Source organism: Pseudofrankia asymbiotica (assembly GCF_001983105.1).
Classification (GTDB): Bacteria; Actinomycetota; Actinomycetes; order Frankiales; family Frankiaceae; genus Pseudofrankia; species Pseudofrankia asymbiotica.
The window spans coordinates 1-14,134 of record NZ_MOMC01000096.1 but is presented as its reverse complement, the minus strand read 5'-3'; the positions used below and the strand labels follow the sequence as shown (position 1 = coordinate 14,134).

Genomic DNA, 14,134 nt, shown 5'->3' with positions numbered 1-14,134 from the left:
TGTGTGCAATATAGAGTGGGCTGTGGCACCCCGCAAGCGATCGACTCCGGCGAGCATTTCGAACGTCCGGTCCAGCCGGAGGACCACGAGGAGGCGCCATGCACCTAATGCGGTTCGCGTCGGCCGAGAGTGGCGCGGCAGGGTGACGCCGCCGACCGGCCGGCTGCGCCACGTCGCGCGGGGCGCGCTCGCGTTCGGCTTCGCCGCCCGCGGCCTGCTGGCTGCGGCCGGGTGACCTCATGCGCCGGGACGAGGACGGCTACTTCTACTTCGTCGGCCGGCTCAAGGAGGCTGGTCCGGGCGGCGCCTGGCAGCCCGGAGACGGCCGGGCTGCCGCCGGCACGGGACCGCCATCGCACAGGGTCGCCGACGTCAGGGCAGGACCGGTCGAGGGCTATCTCGTCGCGAGCGTGGAGGCGGCTTCCCGCCCGGCTATCCGGCCGAAGGTGAGGGATCGTAGAACGGAGGTACCGGACGGGTAAAGGCCGTAGAAGATGCCGGTGATCTCGCCGGCCGCCCACAGGCCCGGGATCGGCCGGCCATCCGTGTTCAGTACCCGGACGTCCCGTCGACCCGGAGGCCGCCGTAGGTGAAGCAGATGTTCGCCTCCACGGGAACGCCCTCGTACGGCGGCGTCAGCAGCGGCTGGGCCCAGTTCGACTTGCGGGGTGTGATCCCGACGGTGGACTGCCCGTCGAAACGCGTCGGGTCGAACTCGTTGCCCTTCGCGCCCTCGTTGTACTGCTCGATCGTGCGCCGCAGGGGGTCGRCCGGAATTCCGATTAATGCGGCGGTCATTCCAGTCAGCTCCTCGTCGCGGCCGCCACGCGCGGTTCGTTCCTGCGACGCGCGGCGGCGTCGTCGAATTGCGTTTTGTGCGCCGAAGGGCATCCCGCGAGATGGCTCGCCGCTGATCTTGCCCATGTTCGCGGTTGCGGCGCGCTGAGGTCTCTGAGCGGTTCGGCCGCGGTGACGCGGTGCCCGCCCGATTCCGCATCGCTAATGGAGGCAGTGAAATCCCGTGGAACTGGTTCTTACGTCTCGTCGCGCGGTGTGGCGGACTCCGGTCACACGTCCGGAGGTGATTCGCCGAACAGCGTCGAATACCAGGAGCGTGCGATCTCCCGCACGGCGGTGGGCCGGTCGACCGGCATTCCGTGCACGAGCCACAGGGCGAGGAAACGCTCGGAGAGCGCGTGCAGGAGCAGAGCCTGTGTGCTGATCTCGGCGTCGCTGCGCTCGTCGCGATGGGATGTCCGGTGCAGCAGGCCCACGTCGGTCCACCGCTCGAGGGACAGCGTCACCTCTTCCACCGCCGCGTGCGCGAGCTCGGGCTCGACCACGACGGCCTGATGCCAGGCGCGCAGGAGGAGCCTGTTCTGCTCGTACAGCTCGACGTAGTTCTCGACCCAGGCGCGAAGCTCCTCGAAGGTGGGCTCGTGGCCGGCCGGCAGGGACGCGGTGAAGTGCTGCAGGCTCGATCGCCAGGAGGCGACGGCCTCCTTCATGACGGCCGCCTTGCTCGGGAAGTGGAGATAGAACGTGCCGCGGCTCGCTCCCACGCGCTCGGCGATCTCCTCGACCGTCGTGTCCAGGTACCCGAGCTCCTCGAAGACCTCCCGCGCGCCCTGGAGGAGGCGCGCGCGGGTGAAGGTCTTCTGGGCCTCGCGCAGCGAGACCGGCGCGTCCGCGCGGACCCGGGGCGCCTTCTCTGCCGCCATCACTCCCCGTCTCCGACCTGGCTGTCGATCCCACCCGGACAACGGGCGCCCGGAAGGCGCTGGGGACCGCTGCGATCGTATGGGATGGCCACTGGTGTGGACGTGGTCGTCCGGTCTCGCGGGGGAGGGCGGCGGCCGGTCATCGCATGACCATCCCGCCGTCGACGTGCAGGGACTGGCCGGTGATGTAGCCGGCGCTGTCCGAGGCCAGGAAGAGGCACATGTCGGCGATCTCGTCGACCGTGCCGAGGCGGGGGATCATCACCAGCGGCCGGCCCTTCGGCACGCCGTCGCGCTCGGTCATGTCGGGTGGGTAGTCGGTGGGGTCGCGGGTCGTGTCGGTCCCGCCGGGGACGACGACGTTCGCGGTGACGCCCGCGTGCCCGTACTCGAAGGAGATCGCCTTGACGAGGCCGGTGAGCCCGGCCTTGGCGGTGACGTTCGCGGCGCGGTGGTGCCAGCCGAGGTAGCCGTCCGGTCCGCCGATCGCGATCACCCGCCCGAATCCGCGCTCCTTCATGCCGGGCAGCACGAGCCGGGACAGGTAGAACAGTGCGGACAGGTTCGACCGCAAAGTGGAGTCCCACTCCGCCGGGCTGATGTCCTCGAAGGCGCGGAAGCGCCGGGCGGACGCGTTGCTCACCAGATAGTCGATCGGGCCGAGCTCGTCCCGCGTGGTCCGCACGACGCGCTCGCACTCGTCGGGGTCGCCGACGTCGCCCATGACGACGGCGGCCCGGCCGCCGCCACGCCGGATGGTGTCGACGACGGCCTCGGCCTCCCGCGTGCTCGACCGCGCGTTGACCGCGACGGCGATGCCGCGGCCCGCGAAACCGAGGGCGATCGCGCGCCCGATGTTGCGGCCGGCCCCGGTGACCACGACCGTCGAGCCGCGCAGCCCCGCGGCGGCCATCAGATCACCCCTTCCTCGGCCAGGGCGTCGACGTCGTCCTTCGAGATGCCGAGGAACTGCTCGTAGACCTCGTAGTTGTGCTCGCCGTACACCGGGGCACCCTTGTCGATCGGGCCGCCGGCGTGCGGCGGGGTGCGGCTGAGGTCGAAGGGGACCTCGGCCACCGGCCAGGTGCCGACGGCGGGGTTGGGCACCTCGGTCAGCCACTTCAGGTGCGCGAGCTGCGGGTCGTGGTCGCAGCGGTCCTCGGCGGTCTGCGCGACCCCGGCCGCGACCCCCGCCCGCTGCAGCTCCTCCATCGCCGCGTACGGCTCGCGGGTGACCGTCCAGGACTCGACCAGCCGGTCGATCTCGTCGTGATGGCGCCGGCGTCCCGCGAGCGTGCTGAATCGGCTGTCACGGGCCCACTCCGGATGGCCGGCGACCCGGGCCAGCGCCTCCCACTGGTCGTCGCCGGCGCAGGTGACGGCCAGCCAGCGGTCCTCGCCCGCGCAGCGGTACACCCCTTGCGGGGCGGCGGGCCGGTAGGGGGACCGGTTGCCGTAGCGCTGCCAGGGCCGTCCGTTGCCGGACCAGTCGAGGACGGACAACGCCGTCGTGAAGAGGCCGACCTCGGTCTGCGAGGCGTCGATCCACTGCGCCTCGCCGGTGACGTCACGCTGGTAGATCGCGGACAGGATCGCGAGCGAGAAGCTGTACGCGCCGAGCCAGTCCAGATATGAGTAGCCCCACCCGGTCGGCAGCGCCGGTTCGGGAAGGCCCCCCATGTCGGTGAGGCCGGACAGAGAGCCGGCGATCGGCCCGACCGCGCGGAACCGGCCGTAGGTGCCCTGGCCGCCCATGCCCGACTGCTGGGCGTAGATGATTCTCGGATTGATCGACCGTAGGGCGTCCCAGCCGAATCCCCAGCGTTCGAACACGCCCGGGGAGAATCCCTCGGCGACGATGTCGCAGCGGCGCAGGAACTCGTGGGCGATCTCCCTGCCCTTGGGGTGACGGACGTTCAGCGAGATACCCCGCTTGCCGGGGTTCTTGTTGTTGAACTGACCGCTCATCGGTCCCGTCGGCGGCGCCGTGAGTGGCGCGGACGCCTGGCGCCGTGCCTCCCGCCCGCCGGCGGGGAAGCCGCCGCCCCGGGTGTCGGGGTGCGCCTTCCACTCGACCTTGATCACGTCGGCGCCGAGCGCGGCGAGGAACCGGGTTCCGCCGGCGGACGCCAGGAACCAGGTGAAGTCGAAGACGGTGACGCCCGACAGGGCGAACGGCTTGCCATGCACCGAGAGCCGCTCGGCGGCGAGCGGCGGTCCCGGCCGGGTGGCCGTCGTCGCGACGGGTGCCGCCGCGACGGGTGCCGCGGCCGCGGGCGCCTCGGCGGCGCCGAGCTGGTCGTCGCGCGGCGCGGAGGCGTCGGTCCCCGCAGCCAGCTCGGCCAGCACCTGGCCGGTGTCCTCGCCGAGCAGCGGGGCCCGGCGGCCGACCTGCCAGGCGGAGCCGGTGGCGATCCACTTGCTCACCGGGTAACGGAACGACCGGCCCAGCTCTGGATGCTCGATGTCGGCGTAGGTGCCGCGGGCGTGCCAGTGCGGGTCCAGCGCGTTCTCGTGCGGCTTGCGCACGGGAGCGCACAGCAGGCCCGCCTCCTGCATCTCCTGCCAGGGCAGGGTATCGAAGGTGAATCGCCGGACGAGGCGTTGGATGATCTCGACGTTCGCCGAGGCCGCCGGGGTGGTCCCCGGAATGCTGCGGCTGCCGACCTCCAGCTCCACCTTCTCCTCGGCGAGATCCTGGCCCAGCCCGTATCGCTGAAGGAACGGGCCGAGCAGGTTGCGGTCCCGCGCGCCGATGCTGATGACGTTGAGCCAGCGGCCGTCCTTTGTGTACGCGAGGGTGATGTCCTCGCCCACTCTGGCGCCCGCGTGACGGGCGGTCTGGCGGAAGTACGGTTGCCGCTGCACGACCCACGCCATGAGGTCGGTCTCGGTGTTCTTCGACACGGCCTCGTGCACGGCGCAGGACAGGCGCTGCCCGACGCCCGCGCGCCGCCGGTACACCAGGGCGGCGACGATGCCGAACGCGACCTGCTCGCCGGTGATGTGCAGGGAGTGGAACGCCTGCGGTGCCATCGGCGCCACGTCGTAGTGGCCGTCGGGCCTCGGGTCGTAGCCACAGTTCATCAGCGGGCCGCCGAGCGCGAGATGCACCAGGTCGGACGCGGTGTGGTCCGCCCACGGCCCGTCGTCGCCGAACGGGGTGATCCGCGCGATGACGAGGCGCGGGAAGCGCCGCTCGAGCGTGTCGCCGTCGAGCCCGATGCCGGGGAGGAACGGCCTCGGGGTCGAGTCGACGAGGACGTCGGCGGACGCGAGCAGCCGCTCGAGCGAGGCCCGGCCCGTGTCCGTGCCCAGGTCCAGGACGACGGACCGCTTCCCGCGGTTGTACGCCCAGAAGAACAGCGACCGGTCCGGTCCCTCCTCGTCGTCCAGGAACGGGCCGAACCGGCGGGTGCTCGCCCCGTCCGGCGGCTCGACACGGATCACGTCGGCGCCCAGGCCCGCGAGCGTCAGCCCGCAGTACTCGCCCTGCTCGTCCCCGATCTCGACGACGCGGACACCGGCCAGGCTCCCGGGCCTGGGCTCGGGTCCCGCCAGCGGTGCCGTGCCCAGCTCGGAGTCAGTCATTGTGGTCTCCAGATGATCCGCCGCCGTTCTCAGGTCCCGGGGATTCGGTCACCCAGCGCAGCAGGGTGACTGTCGGCGAGACGTCCTCGTACCGCGCCGTCATCCGGGCTCCGACCTTCAACGTGTCGACGGGCCCGGAGATACGGGAAAGGAGGTGCGGTCCGGCGTCCAGGGCGACGACGCCGACCGCGTACGGAATCTCGTCGGCGAAGGCCGGCGACAACGCTCGCCGGTAGACGACGTAGCTCCACAGCTCGCCGTCGGCGGCGACGTCGGTCCACTCGGCGCCCGGGGCCAGGCACTCGGGGCAGATCGGCGCGGCCGGCCAGCGCAGCGCGCCGCAGCGCCCGCACCGCTGGATCGTGAGGCGTCGTTCGCGCAGGCCCTGCCAGAAGGGGCGCGTGAGCGGGTCGTCGACGTCGGGCAGTGGCTTGTCGTAGCTCATCAGCGGTGCGTCGAGATGATCGACGCTGCCCCCTTCGTGAAGGTCATGGTCGAGCAGTACATCGCCACGTCCGCGTTCGGCACCTGGCGCGGCCCGCATTCGCCGCGAAGCTGTCGGACCGCCTCGCACAGATGCAGCCAGCCCCACATGTAGCTCTCGGAAAGCTGGCCACCGTTGGTGTTGACGGGCAGGTCGCCACCCGGGCGGGTATGGCCCTCGGCCAGGAAGGGACCGCCCTCGCCGAGTCCGCAGAAGCCGTAGTACTCCAGCATCTGCAGCACCCAGACGGCGGTGGGGTCCTGGATGTAGAGCGCGTCGATGTCCTCCGGCCGGAGCCCCGCGCTGGCGTAGACGTCACGCGCGACGTTCGCCAGCCACGGACGCATCAGGTTCTCCGGGTCGCGGTCGCCGCGCAGCGCGGTCGTCTCCGCGATCCCCAGGACGTACACGGGAGCCTTGGGAAAGTCCCGCGCCCGCTCCGCGCTGGTCAGCACGAGGGCCGCGCCGCCGTCCGAGATCATGGTCACGTCGTCGCGGCGCAGCGGTTCGACCAGGTAGGGCTTGGCGAGGTAGTCCTCGATCGTCAGCGGCTTCGTGAAGATGGCGAGTGGGTTCATCCGCGCCCACTCCCGCTGGGAGACCGCGATCTGCCCGAACTGTTCGTCGGTCGTGCCGTACAGCGCCTTGTGGCGCTGCAGCGCGAGCCCGGCGGGCCCGGCGATGTGCACGTAGCCGGAGGCCGCCGCCAGGTCGACGCCCATCGGAACACCGAAGTTGACCCGCTGGCTGCGCTGGGTGGCGCCGTAGGCCAGGACGATGACGTCGGCCAGTCCGGCCATGATCGCCATCGTGCCGAGGTGCAGCGAGAAGTTGCAGGTCCCGTAGTCGAGGGTCGCGCTGTACCGCGGATTGATGCCGAGCAGGGAACCCACCCCGGTGTCGACCCCGCCGCGGCCCATGCCCGCGCGGCAGGTGATCAGGCCGTCGACATCCGCCTTGGTCAGGCCGGCCTCGTCGAGGGCGAGGCTGATCGCCTCGACGGCGACCTCGTCCGCCGACCGGCCGGGCAGCTCGCCCTGCTTGGTACTACCTACCGCGACGATCGCGGCCTGGCCACGCACCGCCACCGCATCGACCTCCYTGTTCGTGGCGCGAGCTCCGCGCCGTTTGACGGCTGCCGCCGTGCAGGATGACTGAACACGGTGTCATGCGACTAGTCAACAAGATGATTATGTTTACTTTGAGATTAGTGAGATGTAACGTCCTCCGAACGAGTGCGACCTAGGGTGTCCGGAGGAGAGCCGTGCCCGATCGTCATGACCACTGGATCGCGGGCAAGAGCACAGCTCCCGTGGCCGGGGACTACCTGCCGTCGACAAGCCCGACCACCGGCGAGATCGTCGCCGAGGTTCCGCGAGGAACCGCCCCGGACGTGGACGCCGCCGCCCGCTCCGCCCGGGACTCGCAACGAGCCTGGGCCGCGCGGACGCCGGCGGAACGGGCCGGCGTCCTGCTGGCGATCGCCGCGTCGATGCGCGCGGCCGTGACCGAGCTGGCGGATCTCGAGGCCGCCGAGACGGGGAAGATCGCCCCCCGGTACGAGATCGAGGCGGCCGCCGAGTACTTCTCGTACTACGGCGCGGTCGTCCGGGCGCTGGCCGGTGAGTCGCTCGACCTCGGGCCTGGTTCCGTCGCCTTCACCCGGCGCCAGCCCTACGGTGTCGTCGGCGTGATCACGCCCTGGAACGGCCCGCTGAACCAGGCCTGCCGCGATGTCGCCCCGGCGCTGGCCGTCGGCAACGCGGTCGTGCTGAAGCCGTCGGAGTTCACCTCGACGTCGAGTCTCGCGCTGGGCCGCCTCGCCAGCGAGTGCGGGCTGCCGGAAGGCGTCCTGAACGTCGTCACCGGCCTCGGCCCGGAGGCCGGCGCGGCGCTGGTCGACCACGAGGACGTCCGGAAGATCGCTTTTACCGGGTCCGTGGCAACGGGACGGGCCGTCGCCGCCGCGGCGGCCAGGCGGATCGTGCCGGTCACGCTGGAGCTCGGCGGGAAGTCGCCGAGCGTCGTGTTCGCCGACGCCGACCTCGACCGCGCCGCCCGAGCGGTGGCGCAGTCCTTCACCGCCAACACCGGCCAGGTCTGCGCCGCCAACACCCGGCTGATCGTCGAGCGGTCGGCGCATGACGAGGTGGTCCGCCGGGTGGCCGAGATCGTCCGGGGGCTCGAGCCGGGCACCCGCCTCGGCCCGCTCATCACCGAGCCGCAGTTCGCCAAGGTCAAGGAGTACTTCGGCATCGCCGAGGCCGAGGGGGCCACTCTCGTCACCGGTGGCCAGGTCCGCGCCGACGGCGACCTCGCGCGCGGGTACTTCGTCGAGCCGACGGTCTACACCGATGTGCGGCCCGAGACGCGGATCGCCCAGGAGGAGATCTTCGGGCCCGTCCTGTCGGTGCTCGCGTTCGACGACGGCGACGAGGAGGCGGCCGTCGCTCTGGCGAACGGGGTCGAGTTCGGCCTCGTCGCGAGCGTGTGGACCCGTGACGGTGGCCGCGCGCTGCGTGTCGCGGAACGGCTCGAGGCCGGCCAGGTCGCCGTCAACGGCGGCGCGCTGGGCGTGGAGACCCCCTTCGGCGGGTTCAAACAGAGCGGCATCGGGCGGGTGAAGGGCGTCGAGGCCCTGCACACCTACACCCAGCTCAAGACCATCAGCATCGGAACCACCTTCTGACCCGGTCCGTCACAGCGTTGTCGGATAACGGTTGTCCGACTGCTGACCACTGTTCTCTCGATCGCCCGCGATGCGGGCAGGGAGGTTTCCGCCATGGCGCTCCCCGCAGACGGCCCCTTCGCGGGCCTGAAGCTCGTCGACACCGACTCCCACTACTCCGAGCCATATGACCTGTGGACCTCGCGCGCACCCGCGAAATACCGCGACGTCGTTCCGCAGGTGCGCACCGACTCCGAGGGCAAACTTCGGTGGTGGCTTGGTGACCAGCCGCTTTTCATGGCCGGCGGCGCCAGCTTCGTCGACAAGGCCGGGCAGAAGACGCCCATGTACAAGGTCGACATCACCCAGGGCATGTCCTGGGACGACATCCACGTCGCCTCGTACGACGCCAAGGCTCGTCTCGAGATCCTCGACAAGATGGGTATCTGGGCCCAGATCGTCTACCCCAACACGATGGGCTTCGCCGCCTACGCGCTGATCCAGAACCTGGACCACGACATCGGCGCGGCCATCGTCTCGATCTTCAACGACGCCATGGCCGAGTGGCAGGCACAGGGTGAGGGACGGCTCTACCCGATGGCCGTCCTGCCGTTCTGGGACATCGAGGCCTCGGTCGCCGAGGCCCAGCGCGTCAAGGACCTCGGCCTGCGCGGCGTCACCATGGCCGGCAACCCGCATCTCGGCGGCCTGCCGGATCTGGGCCAGCCCCACTGGGAGCCGCTGTACGAGGCTCTTTCCGACCTGCGGCTGYCGATCAACATCCACGTCGGCTCTACCAACACCACCTCCGAGGACAACCACGGCGCGGCCTGGCCGTCGCTGGAGAAGCGGGCCGTCAAGCCGGTCAACTCCGTCCAGATGGAGCTCGCCAACTCCCGCTTCATCTCCAACCTCGTCGTCAGCGACGTCCTCCTCAAGTACCCCGACCTGAAGTGGGTGTCGGTCGAGAGTGGCGTCGGCTGGATCCCGTATGTGCTCGAGCGCATCGACTACGAGTACCGCGAGCAGTTCCCCGGCATGCCGGAGCCGACCAGGCCGTCGGCGTTCGAGATGTTCCGCAAGGGGATCTACGGGACCTTCTGGTTCGAGCACGCCGGCGCGGTGCTCCTGCTCGACTACCTCGGTGCCGACAACGTCATGTGGGAGACCGACTTCCCGCACCCGACCTGCCTGTACCCGTCACCGGTCGAACGATCGGCGGCCGCGCTCGCGCAGGTGGATCCCGCGTCGATCAGGAAGATCATGCAGGACAACGCCGTCAAGCTCTACAATCTGCCGCTGGATGACGCCTGACCGGGCGGCGCCAGTAGGGCGGCGCTGCTTTCCGGTGCTTTCGTTCACGTGACGCCACAGCGCCGGCACCCGGCCCATCAGGGCAACCAAAGTAATCGGCACTAGCGCTGGAGCGCACCTTGTCACTGAGCGATACGACCACGGTCGACCTTTCGGACCCCGTGACCTTCGAGGGTGGGGTCCCCCACGGCTTCTTCGACCAGTTAAGGCGATCGTCTCCGGTCTACTGGAACCCGACCACCAGCGGCGCCCCGGCCGGGGGATTCTGGGCACTGACACGTCACGCGGACGTGAGCGCGGTGTCGCGGGACACCGCCACCTTCACCTCGACCGAGGGCATGCACTACCCCACCAATCCCGCCGAGATCCCCGGCATGCGGGACAACGTGATGTTCAACGACCCGCCTCGGCACACCCGGATCCGCGCGCTGGCGTCCCGCGGGTTCAGCCCACGGGTCGTCGCCCGCTTCGAGGACTGGGTCCGCGAACGCGTACGCCTGATTCTCGACTCCCTGCCCGCCGACGAGGCGTTCGACGCGGTGCCGTTGATCGCCGCGGAGCTCCCGGCGCAGGTCATCGCCTCGGTGATGGGCGCACCGGAGGAGGACCGGCACCGCATCGTTCGCTGGGCGTCGGACATCTTCGCCCGGGAGCAGCCCGGGGGGTTCGAGCGGGCGCAGGCCGCTCTGGGGCAGGTCTTCGCCTATGCCGACGAGCTGCGGGAGGTCAAGCGGCGTAACCCGGCCGCCGACATGATCACCGAGCTGGCCGACACCGAGCACGACGGCGTGCCGATCACCGACAACGAGTACCGCCAGTTCGTCATGTCCCTGCTGATCGCCGGCTTCGAGACCACCCACACCCTCATCGGGCAGAGCCTGCGACTGATGATCGAGGACCCGGAGATCGACGAACAGGTCCGGACGGCGGTGGCGACGGTGGGATCGCAGCGCCCGGTCGAGGAGTTCCTGCGTTACGTCACCCCGGCGATGCAGATGGCCCGGGTCGCCAGGGTGGACACGGTCGTCGGCGGCACGACGATCAAGGCGGGCGAGATGGCCGTGATGTGGTACGTCGCGGCCAACCGTGACCCGGAGGTCTTCCCCGACCCCCATCGTTTCGACGTCTCGCGGCGACTCGCGGCCCACACCTCCTTCGGGGCGGGTGGCGCGCACTTCTGCATCGGCAACCACCTCGCGCGTCTCGAGGGCCGGGTGCTGCTCGACGAGATCGTCCAGCGCGACCTGCGGTTCCGTCCCGCGGGCACGCCGAAGCGTGGCCACACGGTGTTCATCAACGCGCTCGTGGAACTGCCTGTCGCACTCGCGTGAGGGCCCACGACCTCCCGCACGCGTCCGCCGCACACCCGACAGCCGAGAAGGACACGGAGAGCCCTCGATCGGGCCGCGGAGATCGAACGAGCCTTCGACCGCCTGACCGCCTGACCGCCTGACCGGCGTGACTGCCGCACGCGGAGTAGGCCACGGGACAGACAGGGCCACTGGACAAAGAGAGAGGTGTACGTCGGTGAAGGTGGGTGTGCGCATTCCGCCGTGCCGGCCGGTGCGGGAGACCGCCGGTCTCGCGGCGACGGCGGAGCGCCAGGGCTTCGACTCGGTGTGGTTCCCGGATTCGCAGCTGCTCTGGCGGGATGTGTGGTCGACGCTGACGGGCGCGGCGCTGGCGACCGAGCGCGTCGGTGTCGGTGTGCTGGTGACGAATCCGATCACCCGGCATCCCTCCGTCACGGCGTCCGCCGCGCGCACCGTCGAGGAGCTTGCTCCCGGCCGTACCCGGGTGGTGCTGGGCGCGGGCGACAGCGCGATAACGCACGCCGCGCTGCCGCAGGCCCGCACCGCCCAGCTCGCGGATGCCGTGGACGTGATCCGGACGCTGCTGCGTGGCGACACGGTCGGTGACGTCCCGACCTATCGCCTGCACGATCCGGGCCCGCGTCCCGTGCCCGTCTACATCGCGGCGTCGGGGCCTCGCAACCTCGCCCTGGCCGGCCGCCTGGCGGACGGGGTCGTGGTGGGCGGTGCCGCGATCGAGCGCGACCTGGCGCTGGCCCAGGCCGGCGCGAAGGAGGCGGGGCGCGACCCCGCGGACCTCGACGTGGTGGTCACCAAGCTGACCGTGGTCAGCGATGATCCGCGAGCGGCGTCCGTGCTCAAGCCGTTGTGCCTGCGGATCGCCCAGATCGGCGGCGCCCCGATGTTCGCCGCCGCAGGGTTCCCCATCGACGCGCCCCCGCACGACCTGTCCCACGGCGACCTCGGCCATCCCGAGGACTGGGACGCGGCCGTGGAGGTGGCGTCGCAGTGGGTGTCGGACGAGGCGGCACAGTGGTATGCCCGCACGCGCTGCCTGTTCGGCACGCCCCAGGAGATCGCCGCCCAGCTCCTCGACCTGGCACGGGCCGGCGTCACGGAGGTGTCCCTCGCGCATCCGGGAGCCTTCCAGCAGCCCGTCGACCTGATCAGCACGGTGGGCGCCGAGGTTCTGCCGCTGCTGCGAGCCGCGTCCGAGTGACCCGGCCGGCCCCGCTGGGCCGTCCGGACGCGGCTCGGGTGGCCCGGGAGGTTCCGGGCCACCCGAGCCGCGTGGCGGTGACGGTCAGACCGACTGGAGCCAGGTGAGCGTTGTCGAGGTGGAGTCGCGGTGGACCTGCGCGCGGCTTCGCCCCCGGGTCTCCGCCCGTCACCAGCTCCGGCGCCGCCGTCAGTGCAGGACCTGGCCGCCGTCGATCGTCAGCAGCGAACCGGTGGTGAACCCGGAGCGCGGGGAGCAGAGGAACACCACGGCGTCGGCGACCTCCTCGGGGGTGCCGACGCGGGCCAGCGGCACCGTCTGCATGAGGTGGTCCTCCAGCGCCGGGTTCTCGGCCATCGCGCGCGTCACCATCTCGGTCCCGATCGGGCCTGGCAGCACGGCGTTGACCCGGATTCCCACCTTCGCGTACTCCATGGCAGCCGACCGCACCAGCTGGTTGATCGCGGCCTTCGTCGCCGCGTAGGCCGCCGTCAGCGGCACGCCGAGCAGCGAGGTCGCCGACGAGGTGGCCACGATGGCGCCGCCGCCGTGTGCCTGCATGTGCTGGATCTCATGCTTCAGGCACAGCCAGGTACCGGTGAGGTTGACCGCGAGTGTGCGGTCCCAGCTGGCGCGGCTGATCTCGGCCAGGGGCACCTGGCGCTGGCCCAGGCCGGCGTTGTTGTGCGCGCAGTCGAGGGCGCCGTAGCGCTGGACCGTCAGCGCCACGGCCGCCGCGACCGCGTCCTCGTCGGCCACGTCGCAGGGGACGAAGAACGCCTCACCGCCCTGCTTGGCGATCAGGCGGACGGTCTCCTCGCCGCCGTCGGCGTCGACGTCGGCCACCGCGACGCGCGCGCCCTCGCGGGCGAAGGCGAGCGCCGAGGCCCGCCCGATGCCGTTGGCGGCGCCGGTGACCAGCGCCGCCTTGCCCTCGACCAGTCCCGTCATCCGTGTCTCCATTTCCTCGCCTCCGGCCTAGCTAAGGGGAGTGAAGCTGCCGTAGGCGCCGCGGTGGAACACCAGCGGCGGCCCCTCGCTGGTGATGCCGAGCGCGCGGACCCGGCCGGTCACGATGAAGTGGTCGCCGGCTTCCTGGACCGCGGCGAGGTCACAGTCGATCCAGGCGACGGCCGCGTCGATGATCGGCGCCCCGGAGCCGGCCGGCCGCCAGGCGATCTCGGCGAACCGGTCGATGCCCTTGGTCGCGAACAGCCGGCAGATCCATTCGTGGTCCGCGCCCAGCACGTTGGCACAGAAGGAGCCCGCGGGCTGGATCTTCGGCCAGGTGGTCGAGGCCTGGTCCGGGAAGAAGGCGACCAGCGGTGGGTGCAGCGAGACGGAGGTGAACGATCCCACCGCCATGCCGACCGGCTGGCCGTCGGTACCCACGGCGGTGATGACGGTCACTCCGGTGGGGTGCTGGCCCAGCACCCGGCGGAACCAGGCCGGGTCGATCGCCTGGTCCGCCGTCTGTTCCGGTGTCATGCGGCCCTCCTGCCACCGGTTCGCCAGCTCTCCGCGCTTGTCGGGCGCGGACTGGGTGATCCGGCGGACTGTTCCAGCGCCTATTTGTCCGTCGGGTGGAAGCCAAAGGTGTCCGTTGGGTGGAAGCCAAAGCCGTTTTCGCGCCGCCACTCACGATCTCGGGCCCATGAGAAGTCGATTCGGATCCTGGATTCAGGATAGGAGTGAGGGTTGGCCCCGTCAATGTCAGCGCGGGGGCATGCGGATGGCGCCGTCGAGGCGGATGACCTCGCCGTTGAGCATCGGGTTGGCGACGATGTGCTCGACCAGCGCGGCGTACTCGTCCGGGTCGCCGAG

13 protein-coding genes and 1 pseudogene are annotated in these 14,134 nt (G+C 70.9%); 5 read left to right on the top strand and 9 right to left on the bottom strand.

Features of this window, described 5'->3' with window-relative positions:
• Positions 1–239: 239 nt before the first annotated feature.
• On the top strand, positions 240–482 hold the full coding sequence (locus BL253_RS35075; protein ID WP_076822038.1) for a hypothetical protein: 243 nt from the start codon (positions 240–242) through the stop codon (positions 480–482).
• Positions 483–549: 67 nt separating this feature from the next.
• Here BL253_RS35075 and BL253_RS42600 read toward each other — a convergent pair whose 3' ends face one another.
• The 6 genes from BL253_RS42600 to BL253_RS35045 all read right to left on the bottom strand — a co-directional run bounded on the left by BL253_RS42600 (position 550) and on the right by BL253_RS35045 (position 6,884).
• Positions 550–798 carry a hypothetical protein gene (locus tag BL253_RS42600; protein WP_076822036.1) on the bottom strand — a complete coding sequence of 83 codons (249 nt, stop codon included), beginning with the start codon at positions 796–798 and terminating at the stop codon, positions 550–552.
• A 269-nt stretch (positions 799–1,067) separates the two neighbouring features.
• Positions 1,068–1,721 carry a TetR/AcrR family transcriptional regulator gene (locus tag BL253_RS35065; RefSeq protein WP_076822035.1) on the bottom strand — a complete coding sequence of 218 codons (654 nt, stop codon included), beginning with the start codon at positions 1,719–1,721 and terminating at the stop codon, positions 1,068–1,070.
• Between the two features lie 139 nt (positions 1,722–1,860).
• Entirely contained in the window at positions 1,861–2,634 is a 774-nt protein-coding gene (locus BL253_RS35060) for an SDR family NAD(P)-dependent oxidoreductase (protein ID WP_076822033.1), read from the bottom strand.
• A complete protein-coding gene (locus BL253_RS35055) occupies positions 2,634–5,312 on the bottom strand; it encodes a CaiB/BaiF CoA transferase family protein (protein ID WP_076822031.1) in 2,679 nt (892 codons plus the stop codon). The genes BL253_RS35060 and BL253_RS35055 overlap by 1 nt, the downstream gene beginning before the upstream one ends.
• Positions 5,305–5,757 carry a Zn-ribbon domain-containing OB-fold protein gene (locus BL253_RS35050; RefSeq protein ID WP_076822029.1) on the bottom strand — a complete coding sequence of 151 codons (453 nt, stop codon included), beginning with the start codon at positions 5,755–5,757 and terminating at the stop codon, positions 5,305–5,307. Before BL253_RS35050 ends, BL253_RS35055 begins: the two co-directional genes overlap by 8 nt.
• Positions 5,757–6,884, bottom strand: coding sequence for a thiolase C-terminal domain-containing protein (locus tag BL253_RS35045; protein ID WP_076822028.1), 1,128 nt, complete (start codon positions 6,882–6,884; stop codon positions 5,757–5,759). The genes BL253_RS35050 and BL253_RS35045 overlap by 1 nt, the downstream gene beginning before the upstream one ends.
• A gap of 176 nt (positions 6,885–7,060) precedes the next feature.
• On the opposite strand from BL253_RS35045, the gene BL253_RS35040 reads away from it, so the two are divergent.
• The 4 genes from BL253_RS35040 to BL253_RS35025 all read left to right on the top strand — a co-directional run bounded on the left by BL253_RS35040 (position 7,061) and on the right by BL253_RS35025 (position 12,310).
• Complete coding sequence (locus BL253_RS35040; protein ID WP_076822026.1) at positions 7,061–8,485, top strand: aldehyde dehydrogenase family protein; 1,425 nt, start codon at positions 7,061–7,063, stop codon at positions 8,483–8,485.
• 93 nt (positions 8,486–8,578) lie between these two features.
• Complete coding sequence (locus BL253_RS35035) at positions 8,579–9,778, top strand: amidohydrolase family protein (RefSeq protein WP_076822024.1); 1,200 nt, start codon at positions 8,579–8,581, stop codon at positions 9,776–9,778.
• A 119-nt stretch (positions 9,779–9,897) separates the two neighbouring features.
• On the top strand, positions 9,898–11,109 hold the full coding sequence (locus BL253_RS35030; protein WP_131831656.1) for a cytochrome P450: 1,212 nt from the start codon (positions 9,898–9,900) through the stop codon (positions 11,107–11,109).
• 196 nt (positions 11,110–11,305) lie between these two features.
• A complete protein-coding gene (locus BL253_RS35025) occupies positions 11,306–12,310 on the top strand; it encodes an LLM class flavin-dependent oxidoreductase (protein WP_076822022.1) in 1,005 nt (334 codons plus the stop codon).
• 189 nt (positions 12,311–12,499) lie between these two features.
• On the opposite strand, the gene BL253_RS35020 is transcribed toward BL253_RS35025, so the two are convergent.
• From BL253_RS35020 to BL253_RS44355, 3 genes and pseudogenes are all read right to left on the bottom strand, one after another.
• A complete protein-coding gene (locus tag BL253_RS35020; protein ID WP_076822052.1) occupies positions 12,500–13,261 on the bottom strand; it encodes an SDR family oxidoreductase in 762 nt (253 codons plus the stop codon).
• Between the two features lie 27 nt (positions 13,262–13,288).
• Positions 13,289–13,798 (bottom strand): flavin reductase family protein, encoded by a 510-nt coding sequence (locus tag BL253_RS35015; RefSeq protein WP_076822020.1) that lies wholly within the window; start codon positions 13,796–13,798, stop codon positions 13,289–13,291.
• Positions 13,799–14,023: 225 nt separating this feature from the next.
• Positions 14,024–14,134: pseudogene (locus BL253_RS44355) on the bottom strand (3-hydroxyacyl-CoA dehydrogenase); the annotation flags it as partial.

Coding starts and splice junctions, on each gene's coding strand:
- BL253_RS35075 (WP_076822038.1), top strand. CDS start 240: ATGCGCCGGGACGAGGACGGCTACTTCTACTTCGTCGGCCGGCTCAAG.
- BL253_RS35065 (WP_076822035.1), bottom strand. CDS start 1,721: ATGGCGGCAGAGAAGGCGCCCCGGGTCCGCGCGGACGCGCCGGTCTCG.
- BL253_RS35060 (WP_076822033.1), bottom strand. CDS start 2,634: ATGGCCGCCGCGGGGCTGCGCGGCTCGACGGTCGTGGTCACCGGGGCC.
- BL253_RS35055 (WP_076822031.1), bottom strand. CDS start 5,312: ATGACTGACTCCGAGCTGGGCACGGCACCGCTGGCGGGACCCGAGCCC.
- BL253_RS35050 (WP_076822029.1), bottom strand. CDS start 5,757: ATGAGCTACGACAAGCCACTGCCCGACGTCGACGACCCGCTCACGCGC.
- BL253_RS35020 (WP_076822052.1), bottom strand. CDS start 13,261: ATGACGGGACTGGTCGAGGGCAAGGCGGCGCTGGTCACCGGCGCCGCC.
- BL253_RS35015 (WP_076822020.1), bottom strand. CDS start 13,798: ATGACACCGGAACAGACGGCGGACCAGGCGATCGACCCGGCCTGGTTC.